The organism is Paenibacillus sp. Dod16, from assembly GCF_049893405.1.
Taxonomy (GTDB): domain Bacteria; phylum Bacillota; class Bacilli; order Paenibacillales; family Paenibacillaceae; genus Paenibacillus_AQ.
The window spans coordinates 1-25,082 of sequence record NZ_JBNDYG010000060.1 but is presented as its reverse complement, the minus strand read 5'-3'; the positions used below and the strand labels follow the sequence as shown (position 1 = coordinate 25,082).

Sequence of the window (25,082 nt, the reverse complement as noted above, 5' to 3'; positions counted from 1 at the left end):
GATCTATTTGATTATCTATGAATTTCTGCAATCGCCTTTCGCATGAGCTCTACCTCGTCACGGCTAGTAGATATCCCCACACTCGCTCTGACTGCACCTGTCTGTTCCGTGCCTGATGCCATATGAGCAAGCGGTGTGCAATGATAACCAGCACGCACGGCAATCCCATATTCCCGGTCCAGTCGAAAAGCTAACTCGGACGCGCTGTATCGCTCTGACACAAAAGCTACGATACCTGTCCTCGCTTGACCAAGTGCAGGACCTAATATACGAAGGCCTCCTACCTCTTGCAGACCCTCAATCATATATTGGGTTAGCTCCCATTCGTGTTGGTAAATATGCTGCGGTGTCCATTCAAGCACCTTCTTCACACCCGCTTGCAGTCCCGCATGTCCAATCGTGTTAGGCGTCCCTGCCTCATATCGATCCGGACGTACCGTCGGCTGTTCAATAGCCTCTGATTGACTCCCTGTGCCTCCATGCAGTAATGGTTCCAGATCAATATCAGGCGAGATATACAACCCACCTGTTCCTTGCGGCCCCAGAAGCCCTTTATGCCCCGGAAAAGCCAACATACCTACATGCATCGTCTCGACATGAATATCCAGCATACCGGCACTCTGGGCAGCATCTACGAGCAGTACAGCCCCTTTTTTCTTCACCAGTTCTCCGATTTCAACGAGAGGAATGATTGAACCAAGAAGGTTGGAGCTGTGACTACACACAACAAGCCTAGTATTAGAACGAAAAGCTCCCTCTATTAGTTGCACATCAAGCTGACCTTCCTCATCGACAGGAATATAGTCTACTTGTACCCCTCGGGTGCGTTTCAAATACTCTAACGGTCTTCGCACTGAATTATGTTCAATCATGGTAGCAATCACATGATCGCCTTCACGCAAATACCCTTTGATCGCTAAGTTCAACGCTTCTGTTGTATTCGATGTCAGCGCAATATCATTAGGATTCTTTACCCCAAACAAGTCTGCGAGCGTCCTCCGTGTTCCATAGAGCACACGGGAAGCTTTCACCGCCATCCGGTGACTCCCACGTCCCGGGTTTGCAGCCGCCTCTTCCATCGCCTTTCTCATCGCCTCAAATACTTCAGGCGGCTTTGGCCACGAAGTGGCTGCATGATCCAGATAAACGATCGGGTCCATGATATTTCACCTTCATCTTTGCCGTATTGGTGTCTCTTAACAGGATATGTTCAAATATCTTCAAGTTCGGAGTATCAAGGCTATGGCTTCATGTTTAGTTAAATAAAGACATATCTCATTCCCCTTACAGGAACGTCGACATGTCTTTGGTTTTTAATCGCACTCATTTGCTGTTCAACCATTTGTGTCTCAACCCATTACGCATGATAGTTTCTTCTTCAACAGCACTACGGCTCTTTATTGAAGAAGTTCCAACAACCGCTCCAGGTCCTGTTTACTATAGTAATTAAGCTCAATTTTCCCTTTATCCTTATTGTGCTTAATTTTGACCGTAGTTTTAAAACGTTCTCTTAGATCCTCTTCCAGATGATCGATATAAGGATCTCTATTCTTAACCTTAGGCTTTGCTTTATCCGTTGGTTTGCGATCCAGATTCTTAACCGCTTCCTCTAATTCACGGACACTCCACTCTTGCTCCACACACTGTTTTGCCAACTGTTTAACAAGAATGGGATCCTTAATTCCAACGATCGCCCGGGCATGTCCCATAGATAATGTTCCACGTGAAACATTGTCCTTCACTTCTTCAGGTAGAGAAAGCAATCGCAAAAAGTTAGCGATGTGTGAACGAGACTTCCCCACCTTCAATGACAGCTCTTCTTGCGTTAAGGAAAATTGTTCCATCAAGCCTTGGTAAGCTACAGCAATCTCCATGGCGTTCAGGTTCTCCCGCTGCAGGTTCTCGATCAGGGCAATTTCCATGACTTGTTGATCGCTAAATGATCGAACCACTGCCGGTATCGTTGCTTTGCCGCAATATTGGGACGCCCGGAATCTGCGCTCCCCGGCAATAATCTCATACCCTTTCAGCACACTGCGGACGATAATCGGTTGGATAACTCCATGCTGGCGGATCGATTCCGCCAATTCCTGGATAGCCTCATCGTTAAATGTCTTGCGCGGCTGATACGGATTCGCTCGCAATTGACTAAACGGAATTTCCACTACCTTGTCATCATCATGAATAGACAAAGATGGAATAAGCGCATCCAGCCCTTTTCCCAATCGTTTACTCATACGAGATCACTTCCTTTGCCAGCTCCAAGTATACTTCCGCTCCCTTAGATCGAGGATCATAAGTAATGATCGACTGTCCATGAGATGGTGCTTCACTCAAACGAATATTTCTAGGAATAATCGTTCTGTACACTTTTTCCTGAAAATACTTTTTCACTTCTTCAATCACCTGAATGCCCAAGTTCGTGCGCGCATCCAGCATCGTCAACAATACACCTTCAATCTTAAGCGATGTATTCAGATGTTTCTGAACAAGGCGAACCGTATTCAGCAGCTGACTCAGACCCTCGAGTGCGTAGTATTCACATTGAATCGGGATGATCACGGAATCGGCTGCGGTCAATGAATTAATCGTTAAAATGCCAAGCGATGGAGGACAATCAATCAAAATATAATCATACTGGGGTTTGACTAATTGAAGTGATTTCTTCAATCGTACTTCACGAGATATCGTAGGAACAAGCTCAATCTCAGCACCAGCCAATTGAATGGTTGCCGGAATGATGTCCAGGCCTTCGATGTTAGTCCCACAGATGGCGTCCTTCGGGTGTACTTCATTGATGATAATATCGTAAATGCAATTTGCAACATCGGCTTTATTAATGCCAACCCCACTCGTCGTGTTACCTTGGGGGTCAATATCCACCAAAAGCACCCGTTTGCCAAGCGAAGCCAATCCAGCTCCCAGATTGACGGAAGTCGTCGTTTTGCCGACACCGCCCTTTTGATTTGCTATGGCAATTATCTTTGACACTCATTTCACCTCAATGTAGGAAGACTCTTCTAAGTAGTCGCAATAGATGATATACAGCATAGGCTGTATATGTAATAAGCGAGCGATCCCGATGATCTCGGGATGCCCAGGATATAGCGGCGATGAAAATGAGTAATAATAAATTACATGTTTCTCATCTGCAACATCAAACCAAAACCTTTCGTTAAGCAACATAGACCGCTGCAGAGCATTATCTCTTGGTCAACAGAAAAAGCGGTACGATGCATACCGCTTCACACCATATCTTAACGTTTAGGTATTTTTATAACGATTTCATAGTGATCTTCATGATCATTCTCTGTTGTTTTAATAGCCATCCCAGAGCCTGAGACCATATCGATCGATTGGCGGATCGTGTTCAGAGCCAGGCGAACATCCTTGCTGTACGATATACGCTTCGCCTTCTTCATTGTTGTTACTTCTTTATAAAAGGCAATTCGTGCCTCTGTCTGCTTCACATTCAGTTCCTTGGTAATGATCTCGTCCAGCACTTTAAGCTGGGTTTCTTCATTATCCAATGAGAGCAGCGCACGCGCATGGCGTTCCGTCACCTTGCGTTCCATCAATGCCAACTTGACTGCTTCCGGCAGCTGCAGCAAACGAATCTTGTTTGCAATCGTGGACTGGCTTTTGCCTAGCCGCTGTGCCAAGCTCTCTTGTGTCAATTGATGAAGATCAATCAACTTCTGATAAGCCACTGCTTCTTCAATCGAAGTAAGGCCTTCACGCTGCAGATTCTCGATTAACGCAATGGAGGCAGCTTGTGAATCGTTGAACTCCCGAACAATGGCCGGAATCGTGTCCAGACCCAGCTTCTTAACCGCACGCCAGCGGCGTTCCCCTGCAATGATCTCATACATGCCATTTCGGACACGAACGACAATAGGTTGAATGACTCCATGGGTTTTAATTGTCTGAAGTAATTCATCAATCTTCTCGTCATCAAAAATCGTCCGTGGCTGGTATGGGCTGCTGACAACCTCGTTTACCGGGATTTGTTTCACTTCATCCCCTTGGTTCCGCTCTGCCGCTAAGCCAAACAATCTCGAAAATTGTTCTTTCATTCCGTATATTACCACCTAATTTCATGATAGCACGGATAAGCCTCCGAATATCCCGGAATCGGTTATACGATTGGATAACCACAACATGGAGTCATACACGGATTGTACCACCATCCATTGGCGCTAGAATCCACTGTGGTGCCAGGCATTTCCCTGCAAAAACAGATTTCATGCTGATCGGAGAAAGACGCATGTGGTGATCATTGCCGTATTTCTCTGATCAAACCGCTGCATGAAGCGGTTGCTTCTTGAGAGATATAACAGGAGGTTTTATCATGATGCTTACGATCAATCGATATCTCACAAGTGGTATATATGTTTTTCTATTTCGCTTAAGGCCATGATCCCATGGGATGGCATGGTACCTTCCAAAAAACAGCAGCCACAACGATCAAAGTTGTTGACTGCACGAAGCAAGGATGGAAAAGTGACCAAACCAGGATTTATACTCTTTCATCCTATTAAAGAACGGGCAAACCGGCCCTTCTGTCCAAATGGATACTACGATTCTATTCTACCACTTTTTGTCCTATAACTCTATTCTCCAATATCACCTTTTTTCCTTCATTTCTCGTTTGCTTTATACATGATTTGTGCACAGTTCCAAAGTTTTGGCGTCGAAATCATGTTATTGAGCCACATCATCTACCCAGCAGCCTTTCTTGTGATTCTAGATTCAGAATAATTGTAGGATTTGCCAATGGATTAAATCTGTTGAACAACCATTATCATCAAAGTCTAAGTAGAACGAATCTATATTAGTAGTAGATTCACTCGATTGATGCACATCATGGTTCACTGCTCCCTGCAAGTTCCCCTGTCCAGTGCATGAATACGATGGATAGTTGCTGACAAACTTTTTTTGAGATTTCCATCTTCATTATTCAAATTAAATAACATAGTTGATGTTAAAATTAATTTGTCAAAGAGCTTAATGCTTCCATATAGATGCCTAGCTTATAACTCACAGCAAACTTCAAATGTTTCACGTGAAACATTTGAAGTTTATCAGATACATTCACAGCGTGGATGTCCATTCTTATTTAAAAGCTCAGCTTTAATCACCCTGCTCCCTTTAGAGGTAACCTCCGTTCCACTTGATAAAAAAACGCAAAAAGTGAGAGTGCCATCGAGTCGTAAAAAGCTTCTTATGAGATCCTTAAGGGCTTCCTCTCAGTCGGTAATCTGAGATGTATGTTTTCTTGTTTCACCTCTCTAATTAATATAATGACAAACAACAAATCAATTTCTATATATTTCATATGTAAATAAAACTAATATTAACGACCTCCCTTCCCTCTCAAGGCAAATCTACAAAAACAATAAAAAAGAGAAGGACTCCATAGAGTCCTTCTCTTGAATGGTTTGCATGTCTTCTAGCAAAGGTTGTCTCTGCAAGGGAGACCGGCGTGATTGACAGTATCTAGATCGATGGCAAAATGCTTATACGATCGGCGTTTTACTGGCCGTACCCGCCTTACGGGGGTACTTGGAAGGCGTAGCTCCCTTTTTATCGATCACCACGATATGCCGGCCTGATTCCTCTACGGGTAAGGAGAATGAGTGAACCTTGTTCAAAGCCCCTCTCAGCTCTTTCAAGCTGCGAGCAGCCTCGTTCACCTCTTCCGTAGGGTCACTGCCCTTCATCGCTGCGAATCGCCCCCCTACCTTCGTGAAAGGTAGGCAGAACTCGTTCAACACAGCCATGCGAGCAACAGCTCTTGCTGTGACCAAATCGAACCCGTCACGGTACCCCTGCTTGCGAGCAACCTCTTCCGCACGCCCGTGAATCAGTTCAACCCCCGTCAGGCCAATCGTATCCACGACATGCTTCAGAAAGTTAATCCGTTTGTTAAGTGAATCCACAATCGTCAGATGCACATGCGGGAAACATATTTTCAGAGGAATACCCGGGAAGCCAGCACCTGATCCGATATCCGCCAGATTGCCGATTTGGGTCATATCCACATAAAAGGCGAGCGTAATCGAGTCGTAAAAATGCTTCGTATAGACTTGCTCCCGTTCCGTAATTCCAGTTAAATTCATTCTCTCGTTCCACTCCACCAGTATTTCGTAATACATCTCGAACTGCTGGAGCTGTTTCTCATCAATCGTGATCCCGTGCTCTCCGAGCCGGTCAACAAAAGCCTTCTGAATGTCGTCCATTCCTTATCCTTTCGCTGCGGTTACCCGGTTATAATGCTCCAGGTAAACGAGAAGTATCGAAATATCCGCCGGTGTTACGCCGGCAATGCGCGATGCCTGGCCAATGGAGATCGGACGGATCTTGTTCAGCTTCTGCCGAGCTTCCATGGCCAGTCCGTTGATCTCGTCATAAACGATATCCTCCGGAATGCGTTTCTTCTCCATCTTCTGCAGCTTTTCCACATGTCCCAGCTGTTTCTCAATATAACCCGCATATTTGATTTGAATTTCCACTTGCTCTTTCATTTCCTCATCCAGCTCGTATGGAGATGGGGAGAGCGACTCAATCATCGCAAACGTAATTTCCGGACGGCGCAGAATCGTCAGCATATTGCTTCCGTCCACAATGGGTGCTGATCCGGCTGCTTCCAGCATCGCATTTACGTCAACCGGCTTCACCTTCGTTTGGCGAAGACGCTCGATCTCCTGCTCAACGAGCTGCTTCTTCAGCACGAATTTGGCATAACGCTCTTCCGAGATCAGTCCGATATCATGGCCGATTTCGGTAAGACGCAGATCGGCATTATCATGGCGAAGCAGCAGACGGTATTCTGCACGGGAGGTGAGCAAACGATAAGGCTCATTTGTCCCTTTGGTCACCAGGTCATCAATCAGCACTCCAATATAACCCTGGGAGCGATCCAATATAACAGGCTCTTTGCCCTGCACTTTACGTGCCGCATTGATACCCGCCATAATGCCTTGACCTGCTGCCTCTTCATATCCCGAGGTTCCATTGATCTGTCCAGCCGTGAACAGACCCGGCAGTTTTTTCGTTTCCAGAGACGGCCACAGCTGCGTTGGCACCATCGCATCATACTCGATAGCATACCCGTTACGCATCATTTCTACCTTCTCCATTCCGGGAATGGAGCGAAGAACCGCAAGCTGAACATCCTCAGGCATGCTGGTGGATAGCCCTTGCACGTAGTATTCTTTCGTATTTTTACCTTCAGGCTCAAGGAAAATCTGATGCTTCGGCTTGTCGGCAAAACGAACGATTTTGTCTTCGATAGACGGGCAGTAACGTGGTCCAGTACCTTCAATAACACCAGAGAACATCGGTGCGCGGTGAAGGTTGTCATTGATAATCTGGTGCGTATCCACCGACGTATACGTCAACCAGCAAGGAAGCTGCTCATTGTCGGAGGATTTTGTTTCATAAGAGAAGAACTTAGGCTTCTCATCCCCAGGCTGAATTTCGGTCTTGGAGAAATCAATCGTATCCTTATGCACCCGCGGTGGTGTACCTGTCTTGAATCGAACAAGGTCGAAGCCAAGCTCGCGCAGGTTATGCGCAAGTTTTACGGACGGCTGTTGATTGTTCGGACCGCTCTCATACATCAATTCACCCATAATGACTTTACCGCGCAAATACGTACCGGTTGTCAGCACAACCGCTTTCGCACGATATTCCGTACCCGTCTGCGTCACGATCCCCACGCATACGCCATCTTCTACGATGAGCTGATCCACCATACCCTGACGAAGGGTAAGCTTCTCTTCCTTCTCCATCGTCTCTTTCATGGTATGCTGATAAGAAAACTTATCCGCTTGAGCACGCAGCGCGTGGACAGCCGGACCTTTACCTGTATTCAACATTCTCATTTGAATGAAGGTTTTATCGATATTGCGTCCCATTTCTCCGCCCAGTGCGTCGATTTCGCGAACGACATGGCCTTTTGCAGGTCCTCCAATGGACGGGTTACATGGCATAAAAGCAACCATATCCAGGTTAATTGTAACCATCAACGTTTCAGCACCCATTCGTGCAGATGCAAGTGCAGCCTCACAGCCGGCATGTCCTGCACCGACTACAATCACGTCATAAGTGCCACCCATATAACTCATAGCTCACCCTCCTGTTCTAATTGTGTTATATACGTAATCAAAGGGATTCCACCTCGGATTTCCCTGAAAATGTTGAGCTGTTCCTACTATATATAGTAAGGCTTGAAGCTTATTTACCCAAGCAAAACTGTGAAAAAATCTGATCAATGAGCGAATCGCCAACCGCTTCACCCAATATCTCACTTAACTGCTCCCAGGCCATTCTCACATCGATTTGGATCATATCGATCGGAATGAGCTGTTCAGCCGCATCATAAGCATCCTGCAGCGACTGCTTGGATTTCTTCAGCAAAGCAATATGTCGCACATTGCTCACATACGTCAGATCTCCGCCTTCAATCTGGCCGCTGAAGAACAAGTTGGATATGGCCTCTTCCAGACGGTCAATACCCTCTTGCGCCTTCACCGACATCGGAACAATCAATTCATCGGGATAGTATCGATGGAGAATGTCCAGATCGAGATTAGACGGTAAGTCCATTTTATTCATAATGATAATACATTGTCTACCGCGTATTTGTTCCATCAATTCCAATTCGTCCTGATGCAGCGGTTCATTGGCATTCAGCACGAGCAGAATGAGATCCGCTTCGTTAACCGCATGCTTGGATCGTTCAACGCCGATCTGCTCGACCACATCCATCGTTTCTCGGATACCCGCGGTATCAAGCAGCTTCAACGGAATGTTGTTAATGGTGACAAATTCCTCAATCACATCGCGAGTCGTACCGGGTATATCCGTGACAATCGCGCGATTATCCTGGGCCAGCGTGTTCAGAAGCGAAGATTTGCCCACATTGGGGCGACCGATAATAGCTGTCGTAATCCCTTCACGCAGGATTTTCCCTTCTTGCGCGGTCTTCAGCAGCTTATCAATTTCACCCATGACCAGCTGGCTTTTCTCTTTAATGAACTCTGAAGTAAGCGACTCCACATCATGCTCAGGGTAATCGATATTCACTTCGATATGGGCCAGCGTTTCGACCAGGGTATGCCGCAGCTCGTTGATCTTACGGGATAACGTTCCTTCGACCTGCTTGAGCGCAACGGAGAAGGCGCGATCGGATTTCGAGCGAATCAGGTCCATAACGGCTTCCGCCTGGGACAGATCGATCCGGCCGTTTAAGAAAGCCCGCTTCGTAAATTCACCGGGTTCCGCCAAACGGATGTTTAATTGAAGCAACAGATCCATGACGCGTTTTACGGAGATGACCCCGCCATGCGCGCTGATCTCGACGACATCCTCGGTCGTGAATGATCGTGGAGCACGCATCACAGTTACAAGGACCTCTTCGAGGTTTTCTCCCGTTTTTGGATCCACAATATGACCGTAATGAACGGTATGGGAATCCACTTGTGTTAACTTGTTTTTACTTTTGAATATACGCTCCACTTCCGGAACGGAGTCCGGACCGCTGACGCGAATAATCGCAATGCCGCCTTCACCGACAGCTGTTGAAATAGCTGCAATCGTATCACTAAACATCGCTTCCTTCACCTCTTTCTTTGTAAAAAACATCGGAATTACAGCCATACCATGTACAATCCGGCTTCTTCATCTATCAACTTGAAAGGAAAACCTCCAACGGGATCTTCCTCTATAGGTCTCTTTAAAAAACAATGACTCCCTCTTGAAGCTTAAGGAGTCATTGTTTATATATACTCTTCAACTCATTTAGGACGACTTGGGTGTAATGACAACCCGCCGGTTCGGCTCTTCGCCCTTGCTGTACGTCTTCACGGCTCCATGCGACTGGAGTTTAGCGTGAATCACCTTCCGTTCAGCAGCAGGCATAGGCTCAAGCACAATCTCTTTACGGGTCTTCAGTACCCGTCCCGCTAACCGATCCGCCAGATCCTCCAGCGTTTTCTTGCGACGGTCTCGGAAGTTCTCCGCATCCAGTACGATGCGAAGATAGCTGTTGGAATAACGGTTAGCTACGATATTTGCCAGATACTGAAGGGCATCCAGAGTCTGACCTCTACGCCCGATCATCAATCCGAGTCCGGCGCCAGAAATTTGAAGCGTGGTAAAGTCTTTCCCCTTCTCAATCTCAACCGAAATATCTAGCCCCATGGCTTGTCCGGTATCCATAAGAAAGGTGATGGCTTCCTGATAAGGATCCTTGCCTTCAAACGAAGCTGTGGCAGGGTTCTCTATATCACTGCTGACAGCAGGAGGTTCCTGCGCCATAACAGAGGTATTAGAGACCTGAACCACTTTGGCCGGAACGGCTTGCGCGTTTGTAGGAGGTACTTCCTTCACAGATGAATCGCCGCCGGCACCGTCAGGCAGGAGCGTTAGTTCGACTTTCGCTTCCTTGACCCCAAACAGGCCCAGGAATCCTCTTGATGGCTGACTCAATACTTGAACCGATACACGGTCTTGACTTACACCCCATCGGGCCAGCCCTTGTGCGACAGCATCTTCAATGGTTTTTCCTGTTGCGACGATTTTAGTCATCTCGACTTCTTGGCTCCCTTCGAACCTTTTTTCCCGCCTTTGCTGCCACTCTTTTTCCCGCCCTTGTTACCGCTCTTACTCTTCTGACCGTCGGTTGCGCTGGCAACACTTGCCACGACAGCAGCCTTGTCATTGTTGCGGTACAAGAAGTAATTCTGCACGATGGTGTAGAGGTTACTGTAGAACCAGTACAACGGAAGTGCTGAAGGGAACTGGAAGGACATTACAAAGATCAGAATCGGATAAACGAACAGCATGAACTGCATCATCCCCATTTGTGGAGACGGGTTCATCTTCATCATCATTTTCGTTTGGAAATAAGTCGTTGCAGCGGCAAGCACCGGCAAAATAAACAGCTTGTCCGGTTGACCTAATTGCAGCCACAGGAATTCGTGATCACGAAGGAGATTGTTATAGTAAATCGAATGATAGAGTGCGATAAATATCGGCATTTGTACGATCAGCGGCAAACATCCCGCCATCGGATTAACCTTATTCTCCTGGAAGAGCTTCATCGTTTCCATTTGAACTTTTTCAGGTTGATCTTTATATTTCTCGCGAATTTTCTGAATTTCAGGCTGAATGGCCTGCATTGCCTTCGAGCTTCTGACCTGTTTCAGAGTCAGCGGTAAAATCAAGGTACGGACGATAAGCACCATCACGAGTACGGACAATCCGTATTCACCGTTAAACCATGTAGCAAACGTATCAAGTGCCCATGTAAAGTAATAAACAACGTTGCTCTGCCAAAAGCCTCCATTTTTCAAGTCTTCAATGGTACGCGTTTGGTCAGCTCCAGGCGCACAACCTGATATAACGGCCACTGCAAGTATTACAGCGGTGAGGAGGAACCATTTTCCTCGTCTTGTCTTCATGAACGACACTTCAAAACCCCTCTCTTCGCCATTCCATTCCACGGTAAATCATAACATATTTATATGGACAAATAAACACATGGTTCAGCCCCTCTTCGCTTTCAGAAGGGACGATTTCCTCAATACATGAAGCACGCTTTTCTCCAGCTCCTGATAAGACTTATCGAGGGCTCCCTTTCGAACGATAAAAATCAGGTCGATATGCTCGATAATCTGATGCTGATGGTGCCTGACAATCTCTTTAACCAGCCGTCTCATCCGGTTGCGGACAACCGCATTGCCGATCTTTTTGCTGCATGAAACGCCAACGCGAAACTGCTCTACCTCTTTTTTGCGTGACCAGTATACAACAAATTGATGATTGGCGAAGGACTTTCCGTGTCGATATACCCGGCTGAAATCAGCGCGGTTCCGTAAACGAAGTTTTCTATGCACAAGTTTCTCCCGCCCTGCCGTTAATCAAGTTCAATAATCTTAAGCCTCTTTGGCATCTCTTCTATTATAATAGTATAGTCATGCCAAAACCGCGATAAACACTCCAATTGGAATACTTTAAGCCTACTTTAGCTTATATTCTGCCGGTTTCATAAGGAAACTCCTCACACTGCAGGAGATATTACGAAAAAAAGACCACCTCGGTGGTCTTCGTGGCACAATATTACGCGCTCAGTACTTTTCTGCCTTTTTGACGGCGGTTAGCCAATACTTTGCGTCCGTTCTTCGTGCTCATTCTTTTACGGAAGCCATGTACCTTTTTACGTTTGCTTACATTCGGTTTGAAAGTCGGTCTCATGAATTAATGCACCCCCTTACAGGAATATGTCTTACCCATATTTTAAGATCATAACGTCAATCGACGCACTTTCACGGAAGAATAGACCGCGATTTGTTGAACCGACGTCTATGGACGTATCTCTTGTAAACAGACCGCTAAATGGTAGCGGATAATGTTCTCATCTTCACAGAAAATGCCTTTATACATTTAATCACGTTCAGGCCCAAAAGTCAAACCTTACTTGACCTCGGCAAGCACTTAAGTTTTCCACAAGTAGTCATTATTGCTAGTTTTGAATTATCCACATGGGGATAACCTATTTTAAACATTGTGGATGTCATTTTTCGATCCATGTAAGTCCTTTCATCGCTCGCATGCCCCCTTATTTACACAAGAGGTATAAAGGAGTAGTATAAATAATTGAATTTAAGTTGTATACAAGTATACACCTAAGAAGGAGCTGCATTGTTTTATGAAAATAGGCATGATCGGTCTGGGGAAAATGGGCCTCAATCTGGTTCAGAATCTGATTCATCATCAGCATCAGGTCGTAGCTTACGACTTAAATACGGAATTGGTCGATCAAGCTGCCCAATGCGGTGCCGAAGCCGCAGCATCAACTGAATTGCTCGTTGCGAAACTGGATAAACCCCGCATCGTATGGATGATGGTGCCTGCCGGAAATATTGTGGATTCCGTCATTGATTCTCTCACTCCGCTCCTCGAGTCCGGTGATATTCTGATTGACGGCGGCAACTCGCATTATAAAGATTCCAAATCCCGTGCAGCACGTCTAGCAGACCAAGGCATACATTATTTTGATGCCGGCACTTCCGGAGGCATGGAAGGCGCACATCATGGTGGCTGCTTTATGATTGGGGGCAATCGCGACATATTCACCAGCATTGAGCCCCTGTTTAAGGATATGGCTGTCGAGAACGGTTACTTGTATGCCGGTGAAAGCGGCAGCGGCCATTTTCTGAAGATGGTCCATAACGGAATCGAATACGGTATGATGCAATCCATTGCGGAAGGCTTTGAAGTATTGGAAAAAAGCGCATTCGACTTCAACTATGAGGATGTCGCCCGGGTATGGTCCAATGGATCCGTCATTCGCAGCTGGCTCATGGAGCTGACGCAAAACGCATTTTCCAAGGATCCGAAGCTGGATGGCATCAAAGGCGTGATGAAATCGTCCGGCGAAGGAAAGTGGACCGTAGAAACGGCGCTTGAGGTACAAGCCAGCGCACCGGTTATCGCCATGTCGCTGTTTATGCGCTATCGTTCCCTTGACCAAGATACGTTCCACGGCAAAGTCGTTGCAGCGCTGCGTAATGAATTCGGCGGCCATGCGGTTGAGAAGTCGGAATAACGTTGATTCTCTTCTATAACCTGCTGCTTCTTAAGGGCATCATGTCATAGCCTCATCATGGTCCCTTCTCCTTTCGATGTGGTATCATTACCACTAGAGAAAATTAGAATCAGTACGGATTGGAGAATTATGCTATGAAATTTCCCTCAACATGGCTTCAGGGGGCCTCTCTAGGAGAGGCCATCGCCAGTGAACTGAGATTGCAGATTATTAGCGGCATCATCAAGCGCGGAGAAATCCTGTCGGAGAATCGGATTGCAGGTGAATTCGGCACCAGCCGATCTCCTGTGCGGGAAGCAATGAAAACGCTGTCCAGCGAAGGATTGATCCAATTGGAGCGCATGGGCGCCGTTGTCATGGGCTTATCGCTTAAAGAAGTAGAGGAATTATACGATGTTCGTTTCCTTATCGAGAGCTTTGTTCAAGGCCAGGTGTTTGCGAATCCCCAGCCGGAATTAATCCAGCATTTAAAACAAATCGTCGATCGGATGGAGCTTGCAGCCAAACATCAGGACCCGGTTGAATTCTCCTATCAGGATTTGGCTTTTCATGAACGGATCATTACGGAAGCGAACCATAAACGGATTCTTCATCTGTGGAAGAGCATTCGCCCTATCGTAATCACAGTCATGTTAATTACGACCCGTCAGGTGTTTGGTGGCGGAGGCACCAAGATTCGGTATGTCATGGACAAGCATCTTCAGCTAATTGCAGAGATGGAATCCCTGGATCCGGCACGGATCCAAACGGCGGTTCAGCATTACTTCGATGATTCCCGTCAGACGCTTCATCTTAGTTTTCCGGAGGGTTAGCCTTAATCCTCCCTTCCTCCGTCTTACGAAACACTGTGCACGCTCTAAGTTGTCGACAAGTATACAATAGAATTCGCCTATGTTTTGGGTATACTACCGCAGAACAGCTCGATATTAACCATTTCCCAATTCAAAATGGGTAATCTATAGGAGGAAGCAAGATATGAATTCACTATTCGGTCTCAGTCATAATGCTACCTTAATGATCTGGACACTGCTGACGATCGTCTTCCTGATCGTGCTGATTTCCAAATATAAATGGAATCCTTTCGTAACTTTATTGATCTCCGCACTGATTCTTGGTCTATTGACGGGCATGCAGCCTGCGGATGTGATTACTTCGATAACCGGCGGTCTTGGCGGAACGCTAGGAACGATTGCAATCGTTATCGCCCTAGGGACCATGCTTGGAAAAATGATGGCCGAATCCGGCGGCGCTGAACAAATCGCCACCACCCTCGTGGACCGCTTCGGCGAGAAGCGCGTACACTGGGCCATGATGATTGTCGGCTTTATTGTCGGCATTCCCGTATTTTTCGAGGTTGGGGTCATCCTGTTGATTCCCATTGTCTTCACAGTTGCACGCAAAACGAAAATGTCCCTGCTGCACATCGGCATTCCGATTTTGGCCGGATTGTCCACCGTTCACGGTTTGGTACCACCGCATCCTGCTCCAATGATTGCTATTGAAGCATATGATGCCGACCTTGGCATGACGATTCTCTACTCGTTCCTGGTCGGGATCCCGGCAGCGATTCTGGCTGGCCCGGTGTTCGGCAAATTCATCGGCAAACGGATCCGTACTGAACCGCCCGAGGAGCTTGCTGAGCAGTTTTCGAGCAAAGCGGAGCGCGGTTTGCCCGGCTTTGGTATCACGTTGTTTACCATTTTGCTGCCGGTCATTCTGATGCTTATCGGTTCCGCAGCTGATATTATCGATCCGGAATCTACCAGCTTCATTTCCGTGTTCTGCAAATTTATCGGCCATGAAATCATTGCGTTGCTCATTGCTGCGGTCTTCTCCTTCTTCTCGCTTGGATTCGCCCGCGGCTTTAACAAACACGATCTGTCCCGTTTCACCAGCGAATGTCTCGCTCCAATTGCTACGATCATTCTGATCATCGGCGCAGGCGGCGCTTTCAAGCAGGTTCTGATCAACAGCGGCGTCGGCAATGCCATCGCCGAAATTGCAACCGGTGCAAATATCAACGTGATCCTGTTTGCATGGCTTGTCGCGGCACTCATTCGGATCGCAACAGGTTCTGCAACCGTAGCCATGACAACCGCCGCAGGAATCGTTGCTCCTGTGCTCGCGATGACCCCCGGGGCCAACGTTGAGCTAGTGGTGCTCGCTACCGGAGCAGGCTCCATCGTACTGTCCCACGTGAACGATGCCGGCTTCTGGATGGTAAAAGAATTCTTTAACATGACGGTAGCCCAGACGCTGAAGTCCTGGACCGTGATGGAGACGATCCTGTCCCTGACCGGACTCGTGTTGGCTCTCGTTCTCAATGTAATTGTATAATGTAGCAATAAGACACATGGGGGCTCCTTGGAATGCTGATATGTTAAGCAGCGAACCGGGTGCCCTTACGTAGAAAGAAGGTATGTCTCATGAGTACTCAGAACTATATGATCGGTGTCGATATCGGAACAACCAGCACCAAGGCCGTCCTTTTCAAAGAGAATGGTGAGGTTGTAGCCAAAGCCGGCGGTGAATATCCGTTGCTCACCCCTACTCCGTCTACGGCGGAGCAAGATCCGGAGCAAATTTTTCAGACCGTCATTTCCTCTGTTCAAGGGATCATGACACAGAGCGGGATAGATCCTGCTCAAGTTCTATTCGTTTCTTTCAGCGCGGCCATGCACAGCGTCATCGCCGTAGATAGCCAAGGCACTCCGTTGACTCGCTGCATTACATGGGCAGACAACCGCAGTGCAGCCTGGTCCGCGAAGCTCAAAAAAGAACTCGGCGGCATGGAGCTGTACCTTAGAACCGGAACTCCGATCCATCCGATGTCACCTGTGACCAAGCTGATGTGGATGCGCCATGAGCTGCCCTCCCTCTTTAACCAAGCAGCTAAATTCATTTCGATTAAAGAATATGTTTATTTCAAACTATTCGGCCAATATATTGTAGACCACTCCATTGCCTCCAGTACCGGGATGATGAACCTTGAGGAACTGGCATGGGATCAGCAGGCGCTGGAGCTCGCTGGCATCACGGAGGACCATTTATCTACGATAGTACCAACTACGCATATCATGGAAGGCCTGAAAAGCGAGTATGCCGCAGCCATGGGGCTCTCCACTTCCACACCTTTCGTGCTTGGAGCTGCCGACGGTGTCCTGTCGAATCTCGGCGTGAAGCTACGCATTGACGGAGAAGCACTGGGTAATCGGCGGCGCGGTTAACAACGGCGGCATGATTTTCCGCTGGGTTCGCGATGAATTTGCCGCCTCCGAGGTCGAAACCGCCAAGCGGCTCGGCATCAATTCTTATGATGTACTGACCAAAATCGCGGACCGTATTCCGCCAGGCTCGAACGGACTGCTATTCCACCCGTACCTAACCGGAGAACGCGCACCGTTATGGGATCCGAATGCCCGTGGATCGTTCTTTGGCTTAACCCTGAATCATAAAAAAGAGCATATGATCCGCTCCGTGCTGGAGGGCGTGATCTTTAATATGTATACCGTTCTGCTGGCGATGGAGGAACAAATCGGCCGACCGGCCAAAATTCACGCCACCGGCGGTTTCGCCCGTTCACCGATCTGGCGGCAGATGATGGCGGATATTTTTGACCAGCAGGTGATCGTGCCGGAGAGCTACGAGAGCTCTTGTCTTGGCGCCGTAGTCCTCGGTCTGTACGCTACAGGAAGAGCGGATTCACTCGACATTGTAGAGACGATGGTCGGCGGTACGCATGAACACCAGCCTGTGAAGGAAAGTTCTGATGTTTATAAGGCTCTGCTGCCGATCTTTATCCGCATTTCGCGGAAGCTGGAAGAAGATTATGAAGCCATTACCGAGTTCCAGCGCCGATTCGAGCAGTCGTAAAATTACTATAGAAGGAAAACCTCGATTCGACGAATATTCTTAGAAGAAGACAGACCTCGTGAAGATATTGTTTTTCTTGCGATATCAGGTAGATCATGCTTCAAAGTTGATACTTTCTAAAATCTATTAAAAAACCCCGTTTTCGATGGAGCCGATCCATGGCGAAAACGGGCTTTTTTTGTCATAATGCCTGAGAAAAAAATATCCACAGTGAGAATCCATACCGAAAATTCCCGCTGCCTTACGCATAAAAAAGTAGAAATCGCTGGGCTCCGGATTATCAATCATCAGGTTCGAGGGAGACATATGAAACATAAAGCGTTGAAAAGCCTCATAACGGAAACCGCACCAGGCATAGATCAGCATCACGAGCGCCAATACGAAGAAACCTACTTTAGTCCCTCCATATGAAACACTTTCTTCGAATAATAGCCCTGGGCCCACACGATAATAAGAACCAATGTGGCGGTCAGAGCGAGTAGTACCCCTATTCTTCTCCAATTCATCGACTTCCCTTCCGTCCGCATCCGTGGCTCCCCCGTTCCGAAAAAAAGTCCTCAATTGGGAATCTATCGATTCCAATTGAAGACTATCCACAGCCATTTTTCACCTTTGGTTGATTTATTGGCTGCTAGAACATTCAACCATAAGTTATGAACAGATGGTGGGAGAAGAAAATTCTGCTTGCGAATCGGACAACCTGTGAATAATTTTTTGCGCTTTGAGGCCAATGATGTCGAAGGCTAAACAAATTATAAACAATATATAGTGGTGTGAATAAAAATTATGCACAACGTATTGAATTTGTGGATAAATTAGCGACATACATTGAAAATAAGGCCTTCTTTTGCTATGATGATATTACTTTTGGTTGTGAATATGTGAATGAAGCTATAATATTATCAACAGGCTGTGGATAAAGTTGTGAACAATTTCAATTTATCCATATTTTTTTGTTTCCACAGGAGTTAGTTCTGGGGATAATTAGACATCATTCATTTTCTTTCGACAATTCCACACATGGCTCTAGCCACATTTGGAAGATTTAAAGGAGTGACAGTTTTGGAAAGCCATACTTCCGAATTATGGCAAGAAATATTATCGATCATACAAACCAAGCTGAGTAAACCGAGTTTTGACACTTGGTTTAAAGCTACCAAGGCATTGACCATTACCGATCACTCCGTCGTCATTTCCGCACCGACAACGTTTGCTGTGGAATGGCTGGAGAGCCGATACACCAAGCTGGTTAGTGCAACCGTATTGGAGGTGGTGGGCAAGCAGGTGGATGTCCGCTTCGTCATTGAGGAGGCCAAAGGACACGAACCTGTGCCGCAGCAGATCTCGCCGCCGCTTGAAATATCCGGGGAAGAAATTCAGTCTCATATGCTGAATCCGAAGTATACGTTTGATACCTTTGTCATCGGTTCAGGCAACCGGTTCGCCCATGCTGCCTCGCTCGCTGTTGCCGAAGCTCCGGCTAAGGCGTATAACCCATTGTTCCTATATGGTGGAGTTGGACTTGGAAAAACCCACTTAATGCATGCCATCGGCCACTATATTTTGGAGCACAATCCCAGCAGCAGAGTCGTGTATATTTCCTCCGAGAAATTCACCAACGAGTTCATCAACTCCATTCGGGACAACCGCGCTGAAAGCTTCCGCAACAAGTACCGCAACGTCGATATTCTGCTCATTGACGATATTCAGTTCTTGGCAGGCAAGGAATCGACGCAGGAGGAATTTTTCCATACGTTTAACGCCCTGCACGAAGAGCGGAAGCAGATTATCATATCCAGTGACCGTCCGCCCAAGGAGATTCCGACGCTGGAAGAACGGCTCCGTTCCCGGTTCGAATGGGGATTGATCACCGATATTCAACCGCCGGATCTGGAGACGCGGATTGCCATTCTCCGCAAGAAAGCGAAGGCCGAGAATCTGGATATTCCGAACGAAGCCATGATGTATATCGCCAATCAGATCGATACGAACATTCGTGAACTCGAAGGTGCCTTGATCCGTGTCGTTGCCTATTCCTCCCTGACCAATCAGGACGTAACAACGCATTTGGCAGCCGAAGCCCTGAAGGATATCATCCCGTCCAGCCGGCCGCGAATGATTACGATTCAGGACATCCAGCAGAAGGTCGGCGAGTATTACAACCTCAGGCTGGAAGACTTCAAAGCCCGCAAGCGAACCAAAGCCGTCGCATTTCCGCGGCAAATTGCCATGTACCTGTCCCGCGAATTAACCGACTATTCCCTTCCCAAGATCGGAGAAGCATTCGGAGGCCGGGATCATACCACTGTCATCCATGCCCATGAGAAGATTACCCAATCTCTGAAAAACGACCAGGAGCTGTTTAAAGTGGTCAATAATATTACGGAGAAAATCAAAAATCCAACCTGAACAAGTTCAAAGCCTATGCACAATCTATACACATGTGGATAGGCTTAATTTTATGCCTTTTCTGGGGCTTATCCACATATTCAGTGCCCCTATTACTATTACTAATAATAATTAATAAATAATTTAACCATAAAGAGGGGGATCCTCTTGGCATTCGCCAAGGTGAAAAAACCCCTCTCATTTTTCCGTAAGGAGTGAAATTGATGAAAATCAGCATATTAAAAAATGTATTAAACGAATCCATTCAACACGTATCCAAGGCGATTTCCAGCCGAACTACGATTCCGATCCTCAGCGGCATTAAACTGGATGTCACCTATTCGGGTGTCACACTAACTGCTAGCGATACTGATATTTCCATTCAATCGTTTATTCCTTCGGAAGATGAGAAGCACACCATCGTCCAGGTAGAGCAGCCTGGTAGCGTTGTGCTGCCGGCCAAATTTTTTGTTGAAATCATCAAGAAACTCCCTTCCCAAGAAATCCAGATGGAGGTAAAAGAGAACTTCCATACCTTTATTTCTTCGGGAGCTACGGAAATACAGATGGTGGGCTTGGACCCCGAAGAATTCCCGGTACTGCCTAACATTGAAGACAGCCAAACCGTTTCTTTGCCTGGAGATCTGCTGAAAAACATGATCAAGCAAACGGTATTCTCCATTTCCACCCATGAAACAACGCCTATTTTGACCGGGGTATTATGGAGTCTGAACGATAATGAATTGAAATTTACCGCAACAGACCGTCACAGATTGGCAACTCGCTCTGCACAGCTGGACAATGCACAGGACATTTCGTTCAACAATGTCGTCATTGCGGGTAAAACGCTGAATGAGCTGAGCAAAATTATTCCGGACCAAAATACGCTGGTGGATATCGTTGTGGCCGATAATCAGGTATTATTTAAAATTGACCGTGTTCTGTTCTATTCCCGTATACTGGACGGCATTTATCCCGATACTTCTAGAATTATTCCAACATCGCATAAAACAGAACTCGTTTTGGACACAAAAAAATTAAGCGAATCGATCGACCGCGCCTACCTGCTCTCCAAAGAGGAGAAAACGAACATTGTTCTCCTGCAAACGATGGAACAAGGCGGCATTGAGATCTCTTCCAGCTCCTCCGAGCTTGGTAAAGTGCGTGAAGAATTGGATCTGATCGATTTCAAAGGGGAGCCGCTGCGCATCTCGTTTAACTCCAAATACATGCTGGACGTGCTAAAGGTGGTTGAAAGCGAACAGCTGATGATCGCTTTCATGGGGGTTATGAGCCCGATCATTCTTAAACCGCTCGACGACAGCAAGAGCCAATATATTATTCTGCCGTACCGTACGGCCAATTAAAGTTATCCCCATGTTGATAGGGATGAAAGGACGAGGTCATGAAACAAATATTTATCCACAGTGAATACATCAAGCTGGATCAGTTCTTGAAGCTTTCAGATTGCGTATCCACAGGTGGGATGGCGAAGGCGCTGCTTGCGGAAGGAGCGGTTCTGGTCAACGACGAGAAGGAAGAGCGGCGCGGACGCAAACTGGTTCCCGGCGACATCGTCAAAGTAGAGGATTGCGGGACGTTTCAGGTGGCAGCACAATAGACAGCCTCCCGCAGCCGCTTTGGCGCTAAGCGCGGAAGACGAGGGAGAGGATAAGCTTGTTTGTCAAAAATGTCAGCCTGCAGCATTATCGAAATTACGAGAAGCTGCAGCTTGAGGCGTTTGGCGATGTCAATTTGATCATCGGACGCAATGCCCAAGGAAAGACGAATTTGATGGAGGCGCTCTTCGTGCTTGCTTTAACGAAGAGCCATCGTACCTCCAAGGATCGCGAATTGATTGGATTCGAGCAGTCCAGTGCGCATATATCAGCCGAGATTGATCGCAAGTACGGCCCTTTGAGGCTGGAACTGAGTTTGTCTCAGCAGGGGAAGAAGGCAAAAATCAACGGACTCGAGCAGCGGAAGCTTAGCGATTTCATCGGCTCGCTCAATGTCGTGATGTTTGCGCCCGAGGATCTGGAGATTGTCAAAGGCACGCCGGGGGTTCGCCGCCGGTTTCTTGACATGGAGATCGGGCAGGTCGCGCCAAGCTATCTGTTTCACCTGCAGCAATACCAGAAGGTGCTTGTGCAGCGCAACAATCTGCTGAAGCAATTATGGGGGAAGGGCAGCGCCGAACAAGCGATGCTGGACATTTGGAACAACCAATTGGCAGAACATGGTGTTAAAATCGTCAAGAAGAGGAAACAATTTATAAAAAAGCTGCAAAAGTGGGCTGAGACCATTCATCAGGGAATCACAAACGGTCTGGAAGAGCTCTCTTTACACTACCTTCCGTCCTTTGCTGACGCGGAGGAAGAAGATGAAGCTGTCTTATTTGAGACATTTATGATAAAATTATCACAAATGAAAGAGCAAGAAATACGGCGTGGTATGACATTGGCAGGTCCTCATCGAGATGATCTGGCTTTTTATATTAATGGCAAAGAAGTCCAAACGTATGGATCTCAAGGTCAGCAGCGGACGACGGCGCTATCTTTGAAACTGGCTGAAATCGAGCTGATACAGGAAGAGATCGGTGAATATCCGGTGCTGCTTCTGGATGATGTGCTTTCTGAATTGGATCCGTACCGGCAGACACAATTGATCGAGACATTCCAGAGCAAAGTGCAGACATTCATCACGGCGACGGGCATTGAGAGTTTGAATACCGACAAATTGAAGGGTGCCAGCATTTTTCATGTCCATGACGGACAGGTGGGCTCTTAAGGAGTGATTCCATATGTATATTCATTTGGGCGGAGAGAAGATCATCCGTTCGTCGGAGCTGGTTGGGATTTTTGATATCTCGATAGAGAAATCTTCAAAAATCTCCAAGCAGTTCGTCACGCATGCCCAGCAGCATAAAGTCGTGGAGATGATTGGCGAAGAGGATCCGAAATCCATTGTGGTGACGAAGTCGATCGTTTATTACTCTCCGATCTCCTCTGCAACGCTTAAGAAACGAGCAAATCATTTTGTAGCTCAGGCATAACAGAATCTGTAGAAGTAGGTGAAGGCATGTCTATGAATCAACCGACATATGATGAGAATCAGATTCAGGTACTGGAAGGATTGGAAGCCGTTCGTAAACGTCCCGGGATGTATATCGGGTCTACCAGTGCCAAGGGTTTGCATCATTTGGTATGGGAAGTTGTGGACAATAGTATTGACGAAGCGATGGCGGGAATATGCGACCATATCGAAATCATTGTCCATGAGGATAACAGTGTTACCGTTGTCGATAACGGGCGCGGAATTCCGGTCGGCGAGAACGCCAAGCTGAAGAAGTCGACGCTGGAAGTCGTTATGACCGTCCTTCATGCCGGCGGTAAATTTGGCGGCGGCGGATATAAAGTATCCGGCGGTCTGCATGGTGTTGGTGTCTCGGTCGTGAATGCACTGTCTTCGAAAGTCGTGGTTCAAGTCAAACGTGACGGGCACATCTACCAACAGGAGTATCATCGCGGCGTACCTCAATATGATATCAAGGTCATCGGGGATTCCGACGATACTGGTACAACCGTAACCTTCTTGCCGGATCCGGAGATTTTCACGGAAACAACGGAATATGATTACAACACGCTGCTTACGCGGATTCGTGAGCTGGCGTTCCTGAATAAGGGCATTGCGCTTACGCTGACGGATGAACGTACAGGTGCCTCCGACTATTTCAAATACGAGGGCGGAATCATTGAATACGTTAAGTTCCTGAATGAGAAGAAGGAAGCACTGCACGAAGACCCTATCTATGTTGAGGGATCACGGGATAATATTCAGGTCGAAGTATCGCTCCAGTATAACGACAGCTATACCGAGAATATTTATTCTTTTGCAAATAATATCAACACGCACGAAGGCGGAACGCATGAATCCGGCTTTAAGAGTGCGCTCACTCGGATTATCAATGACTATGCCCGCAAAACGGGATTGATCAAAGATAACACCAACAACTTGTCGGGTGACGATGTGCGTGAGGGATTGACGGCAATCATCTCGGTCAAGGTACCGGAGCCGCAGTTCGAAGGACAAACCAAAACCAAGCTCGGCAACAGTGAAGTCCGCGGTATTGTGGAATCCTTGTTCGCGGAGAAGCTGCAGGAGTTCCTGCAGGAGAATCCGTCAGTTTCCCGTCGGATCCTGGAGAAGGCGCTCCAGGCATCACGTGCTCGTGAAGCGGCGCGTAAAGCCCGCGAGATGACACGCCGGAAGAGTGCGCTTGAAGTCAGCGCATTGCCAGGTAAACTGGCAGACTGCTCTTCCAAGGATGCCTCCATCAGTGAGCTGTACATCGTCGAAGGTGACTCTGCCGGCGGATCCGCCAAGCAGGGACGCGACCGGCATTTCCAAGCCATTTTGCCGCTGCGGGGTAAAATTCTCAACGTGGAAAAGGCGCGGCTTGACCGCATCCTCTCCAATGCGGAGATCCGGGCGATCATTACGGCGCTGGGTACGGGTATTGCGGAAGATTTCGATCTGTCCAAGGCCCGTTATCACAAAATCATTATTATGACTGATGCCGACGTTGACGGCGCGCATATTCGTACCTTGCTGCTGACGTTCTTCTACCGTTACATGCGTAAGCTGGTGGAAGCGGGTTATATCTATATCGCCCAACCGCCGCTCTTCAAGATCGAGCGCAATAAGGTGATCCGTTATGCCGGCAGCGAGAAAGAACGCGACGAGATCATCAAGGAATTCGGTGAGAACGTCAAAATTAACGTGCAGCGTTACAAAGGTCTCGGCGAGATGAATGCCGGACAGCTGTGGGAGACGACGATGGATCCAGAGAGCCGTACCATGCTTCAGGTGACCATCGAAGATGCGATCCTGGCTGATACGTTGTTTGATACCCTGATGGGCGATAACGTTGAACCGCGGCGGGATTTCATTCAAGAGCATGCGAAGTCGGTCCGTAATCTGGACGTATAAAGTTAATAATCCAAAAAGGGGCATCCCAAGGTCTGTGAAGGTGGTCATAGCCCCGTCAAGTAGACATTAAAAAAAGAGATTTTATTAAGCGGCGACTTTTTCCCGAAACTCAATCGGGGAGAGGTCGCCCAGTTTGTTTTGGAAACGTTCCATGTTGTAAAACGAAATATACTCCGTAATTTGGCTCCTTATACTCCGTAATTTGGCTCCT

General features: G+C 47.3%; 22 protein-coding genes and 1 pseudogene. 10 read left to right on the top strand and 13 right to left on the bottom strand.

Features of this window, described 5'->3' with window-relative positions:
- Window positions 1-11 precede the first annotated feature (11 nt).
- The 11 genes from ACPV3A_RS32345 to rpmH all read right to left on the bottom strand — a co-directional run bounded on the left by ACPV3A_RS32345 (window position 12) and on the right by rpmH (window position 12,264).
- Entirely contained in the window at window positions 12-1,160 is a 1,149-nt protein-coding gene (locus ACPV3A_RS32345; RefSeq protein ID WP_426203805.1) for an aminotransferase class V-fold PLP-dependent enzyme, read from the bottom strand.
- A 237-nt stretch (window positions 1,161-1,397) separates the two neighbouring features.
- On the bottom strand, window positions 1,398-2,237 hold the full coding sequence (locus ACPV3A_RS32340) for a ParB/RepB/Spo0J family partition protein (RefSeq protein WP_426203803.1): 840 nt from the start codon (window positions 2,235-2,237) through the stop codon (window positions 1,398-1,400).
- Entirely contained in the window at window positions 2,230-2,991 is a 762-nt protein-coding gene (locus ACPV3A_RS32335) for a ParA family protein (RefSeq protein ID WP_071219313.1), read from the bottom strand. The genes ACPV3A_RS32340 and ACPV3A_RS32335 overlap by 8 nt, the downstream gene beginning before the upstream one ends.
- Window positions 2,992-3,257: 266 nt before the next feature.
- Window positions 3,258-4,076, bottom strand: coding sequence for a nucleoid occlusion protein (gene noc, locus ACPV3A_RS32330; protein ID WP_194540273.1), 819 nt, complete (start codon window positions 4,074-4,076; stop codon window positions 3,258-3,260).
- Window positions 4,077-5,519: 1,443 nt separating this feature from the next.
- On the bottom strand, window positions 5,520-6,242 hold the full coding sequence (gene rsmG, locus ACPV3A_RS32325) for a 16S rRNA (guanine(527)-N(7))-methyltransferase RsmG (RefSeq protein ID WP_426203800.1): 723 nt from the start codon (window positions 6,240-6,242) through the stop codon (window positions 5,520-5,522).
- Window positions 6,243-6,245: 3 nt separating this feature from the next.
- A complete protein-coding gene (mnmG, locus tag ACPV3A_RS32320) occupies window positions 6,246-8,132 on the bottom strand; it encodes a tRNA uridine-5-carboxymethylaminomethyl(34) synthesis enzyme MnmG (RefSeq protein WP_113058534.1) in 1,887 nt (628 codons plus the stop codon).
- A gap of 109 nt (window positions 8,133-8,241) precedes the next feature.
- Window positions 8,242-9,618, bottom strand: a complete 1,377-nt coding sequence (gene mnmE / locus ACPV3A_RS32315) for a tRNA uridine-5-carboxymethylaminomethyl(34) synthesis GTPase MnmE (RefSeq protein ID WP_220687551.1) — start codon at window positions 9,616-9,618, stop codon at window positions 8,242-8,244.
- Window positions 9,619-9,807: 189 nt separating this feature from the next.
- Window positions 9,808-10,596 carry an RNA-binding cell elongation regulator Jag/EloR gene (gene jag / locus ACPV3A_RS32310; protein WP_426203798.1) on the bottom strand — a complete coding sequence of 263 codons (789 nt, stop codon included), beginning with the start codon at window positions 10,594-10,596 and terminating at the stop codon, window positions 9,808-9,810.
- A complete protein-coding gene (locus ACPV3A_RS32305) occupies window positions 10,593-11,480 on the bottom strand; it encodes a YidC/Oxa1 family membrane protein insertase (RefSeq protein WP_071219308.1) in 888 nt (295 codons plus the stop codon). Before ACPV3A_RS32305 ends, jag begins: the two co-directional genes overlap by 4 nt.
- A 75-nt stretch (window positions 11,481-11,555) precedes the next feature.
- Entirely contained in the window at window positions 11,556-11,906 is a 351-nt protein-coding gene (gene rnpA, locus ACPV3A_RS32300; RefSeq protein ID WP_009591465.1) for a ribonuclease P protein component, read from the bottom strand.
- 223 nt (window positions 11,907-12,129) lie between these two features.
- Window positions 12,130-12,264 carry a 50S ribosomal protein L34 gene (gene rpmH, locus ACPV3A_RS32295; protein WP_006207379.1) on the bottom strand — a complete coding sequence of 45 codons (135 nt, stop codon included), beginning with the start codon at window positions 12,262-12,264 and terminating at the stop codon, window positions 12,130-12,132.
- A 454-nt stretch (window positions 12,265-12,718) separates the two neighbouring features.
- Between rpmH and gnd the strand changes: the two genes are divergently transcribed.
- The 4 genes and pseudogenes from gnd (at window position 12,719) to ACPV3A_RS32275 (ending at window position 17,491) form a co-directional block, all read left to right on the top strand.
- Window positions 12,719-13,618 carry a phosphogluconate dehydrogenase (NAD(+)-dependent, decarboxylating) gene (gene gnd / locus ACPV3A_RS32290; protein WP_194540277.1) on the top strand — a complete coding sequence of 300 codons (900 nt, stop codon included), beginning with the start codon at window positions 12,719-12,721 and terminating at the stop codon, window positions 13,616-13,618.
- Between the two features lie 134 nt (window positions 13,619-13,752).
- Complete coding sequence (locus ACPV3A_RS32285; protein ID WP_194540278.1) at window positions 13,753-14,430, top strand: GntR family transcriptional regulator; 678 nt, start codon at window positions 13,753-13,755, stop codon at window positions 14,428-14,430.
- A 163-nt stretch (window positions 14,431-14,593) separates the two neighbouring features.
- Window positions 14,594-15,955 carry a GntP family permease gene (locus tag ACPV3A_RS32280; protein ID WP_071219305.1) on the top strand — a complete coding sequence of 454 codons (1,362 nt, stop codon included), beginning with the start codon at window positions 14,594-14,596 and terminating at the stop codon, window positions 15,953-15,955.
- Between the two features lie 89 nt (window positions 15,956-16,044).
- Window positions 16,045-17,491 (top strand): annotated as a pseudogene (locus ACPV3A_RS32275) (FGGY family carbohydrate kinase).
- Between the two features lie 126 nt (window positions 17,492-17,617).
- Here ACPV3A_RS32275 and ACPV3A_RS32270 read toward each other — a convergent pair.
- Window positions 17,618-18,088 carry a hypothetical protein gene (locus tag ACPV3A_RS32270; RefSeq protein WP_426203794.1) on the bottom strand — a complete coding sequence of 157 codons (471 nt, stop codon included), beginning with the start codon at window positions 18,086-18,088 and terminating at the stop codon, window positions 17,618-17,620.
- 465 nt (window positions 18,089-18,553) lie between these two features.
- Between ACPV3A_RS32270 and dnaA the strand changes: the two genes are divergently transcribed.
- The 6 genes from dnaA to gyrB all read left to right on the top strand — a co-directional run bounded on the left by dnaA (window position 18,554) and on the right by gyrB (window position 24,871).
- The gene (gene dnaA / locus ACPV3A_RS32265) at window positions 18,554-19,900 is read left to right on the top strand and encodes a chromosomal replication initiator protein DnaA (RefSeq protein WP_269468904.1); all 1,347 of its coding nucleotides are present in this window, start codon (window positions 18,554-18,556) and stop codon (window positions 19,898-19,900) included.
- A 203-nt stretch (window positions 19,901-20,103) separates the two neighbouring features.
- Window positions 20,104-21,246: a DNA polymerase III subunit beta gene (gene dnaN, locus ACPV3A_RS32260; protein WP_113058542.1), complete on the top strand. Its 1,143-nt coding sequence runs from the start codon at window positions 20,104-20,106 to the stop codon at window positions 21,244-21,246.
- A gap of 38 nt (window positions 21,247-21,284) precedes the next feature.
- The gene (gene yaaA / locus ACPV3A_RS32255) at window positions 21,285-21,500 is read left to right on the top strand and encodes a S4 domain-containing protein YaaA (RefSeq protein WP_009591516.1); all 216 of its coding nucleotides are present in this window, start codon (window positions 21,285-21,287) and stop codon (window positions 21,498-21,500) included.
- Window positions 21,501-21,556: 56 nt separating this feature from the next.
- Window positions 21,557-22,669, top strand: coding sequence for a DNA replication/repair protein RecF (gene recF, locus ACPV3A_RS32250; RefSeq protein ID WP_194540282.1), 1,113 nt, complete (start codon window positions 21,557-21,559; stop codon window positions 22,667-22,669).
- Window positions 22,670-22,682: 13 nt separating this feature from the next.
- Window positions 22,683-22,934, top strand: coding sequence for an extracellular matrix regulator RemB (gene remB / locus ACPV3A_RS32245; protein ID WP_071219299.1), 252 nt, complete (start codon window positions 22,683-22,685; stop codon window positions 22,932-22,934).
- 26 nt (window positions 22,935-22,960) lie between these two features.
- Entirely contained in the window at window positions 22,961-24,871 is a 1,911-nt protein-coding gene (gyrB, locus tag ACPV3A_RS32240; RefSeq protein WP_100541344.1) for a DNA topoisomerase (ATP-hydrolyzing) subunit B, read from the top strand.
- An 84-nt stretch (window positions 24,872-24,955) separates the two neighbouring features.
- Here the strand turns inward: gyrB and ACPV3A_RS32235 are convergent, their stop codons facing one another.
- Entirely contained in the window at window positions 24,956-25,063 is a 108-nt protein-coding gene (locus ACPV3A_RS32235) for an IS3 family transposase (protein WP_426203829.1), read from the bottom strand.
- Window positions 25,064-25,082: the final 19 nt, after the last annotated feature.

Excerpts from the sequence above, each read along its gene's own strand:
- noc (WP_194540273.1), bottom strand. The coding sequence starts at position 4,076 with ATGAAAGAACAATTTTCGAGATTGTTTGGCTTAGCGGCAGAGCGGAAC.
- mnmE (WP_220687551.1), bottom strand. The coding sequence starts at position 9,618 with ATGTTTAGTGATACGATTGCAGCTATTTCAACAGCTGTCGGTGAAGGC.
- gyrB (WP_100541344.1), top strand. The coding sequence starts at position 22,961 with ATGTCTATGAATCAACCGACATATGATGAGAATCAGATTCAGGTACTG.
- rsmG (WP_426203800.1), bottom strand. The coding sequence starts at position 6,242 with ATGGACGACATTCAGAAGGCTTTTGTTGACCGGCTCGGAGAGCACGGG.
- ACPV3A_RS32345 (WP_426203805.1), bottom strand. The coding sequence starts at position 1,160 with ATGGACCCGATCGTTTATCTGGATCATGCAGCCACTTCGTGGCCAAAG.
- remB (WP_071219299.1), top strand. The coding sequence starts at position 22,683 with ATGTATATTCATTTGGGCGGAGAGAAGATCATCCGTTCGTCGGAGCTG.
- mnmG (WP_113058534.1), bottom strand. The coding sequence starts at position 8,132 with ATGAGTTATATGGGTGGCACTTATGACGTGATTGTAGTCGGTGCAGGA.
- gnd (WP_194540277.1), top strand. The coding sequence starts at position 12,719 with ATGAAAATAGGCATGATCGGTCTGGGGAAAATGGGCCTCAATCTGGTT.
- ACPV3A_RS32280 (WP_071219305.1), top strand. The coding sequence starts at position 14,594 with ATGAATTCACTATTCGGTCTCAGTCATAATGCTACCTTAATGATCTGG.
- yaaA (WP_009591516.1), top strand. The coding sequence starts at position 21,285 with ATGAAACAAATATTTATCCACAGTGAATACATCAAGCTGGATCAGTTC.
- dnaN (WP_113058542.1), top strand. The coding sequence starts at position 20,104 with ATGAAAATCAGCATATTAAAAAATGTATTAAACGAATCCATTCAACAC.
- ACPV3A_RS32340 (WP_426203803.1), bottom strand. The coding sequence starts at position 2,237 with ATGAGTAAACGATTGGGAAAAGGGCTGGATGCGCTTATTCCATCTTTG.
- ACPV3A_RS32285 (WP_194540278.1), top strand. The coding sequence starts at position 13,753 with ATGAAATTTCCCTCAACATGGCTTCAGGGGGCCTCTCTAGGAGAGGCC.
- rpmH (WP_006207379.1), bottom strand. The coding sequence starts at position 12,264 with ATGAGACCGACTTTCAAACCGAATGTAAGCAAACGTAAAAAGGTACAT.
- jag (WP_426203798.1), bottom strand. The coding sequence starts at position 10,596 with ATGACTAAAATCGTCGCAACAGGAAAAACCATTGAAGATGCTGTCGCA.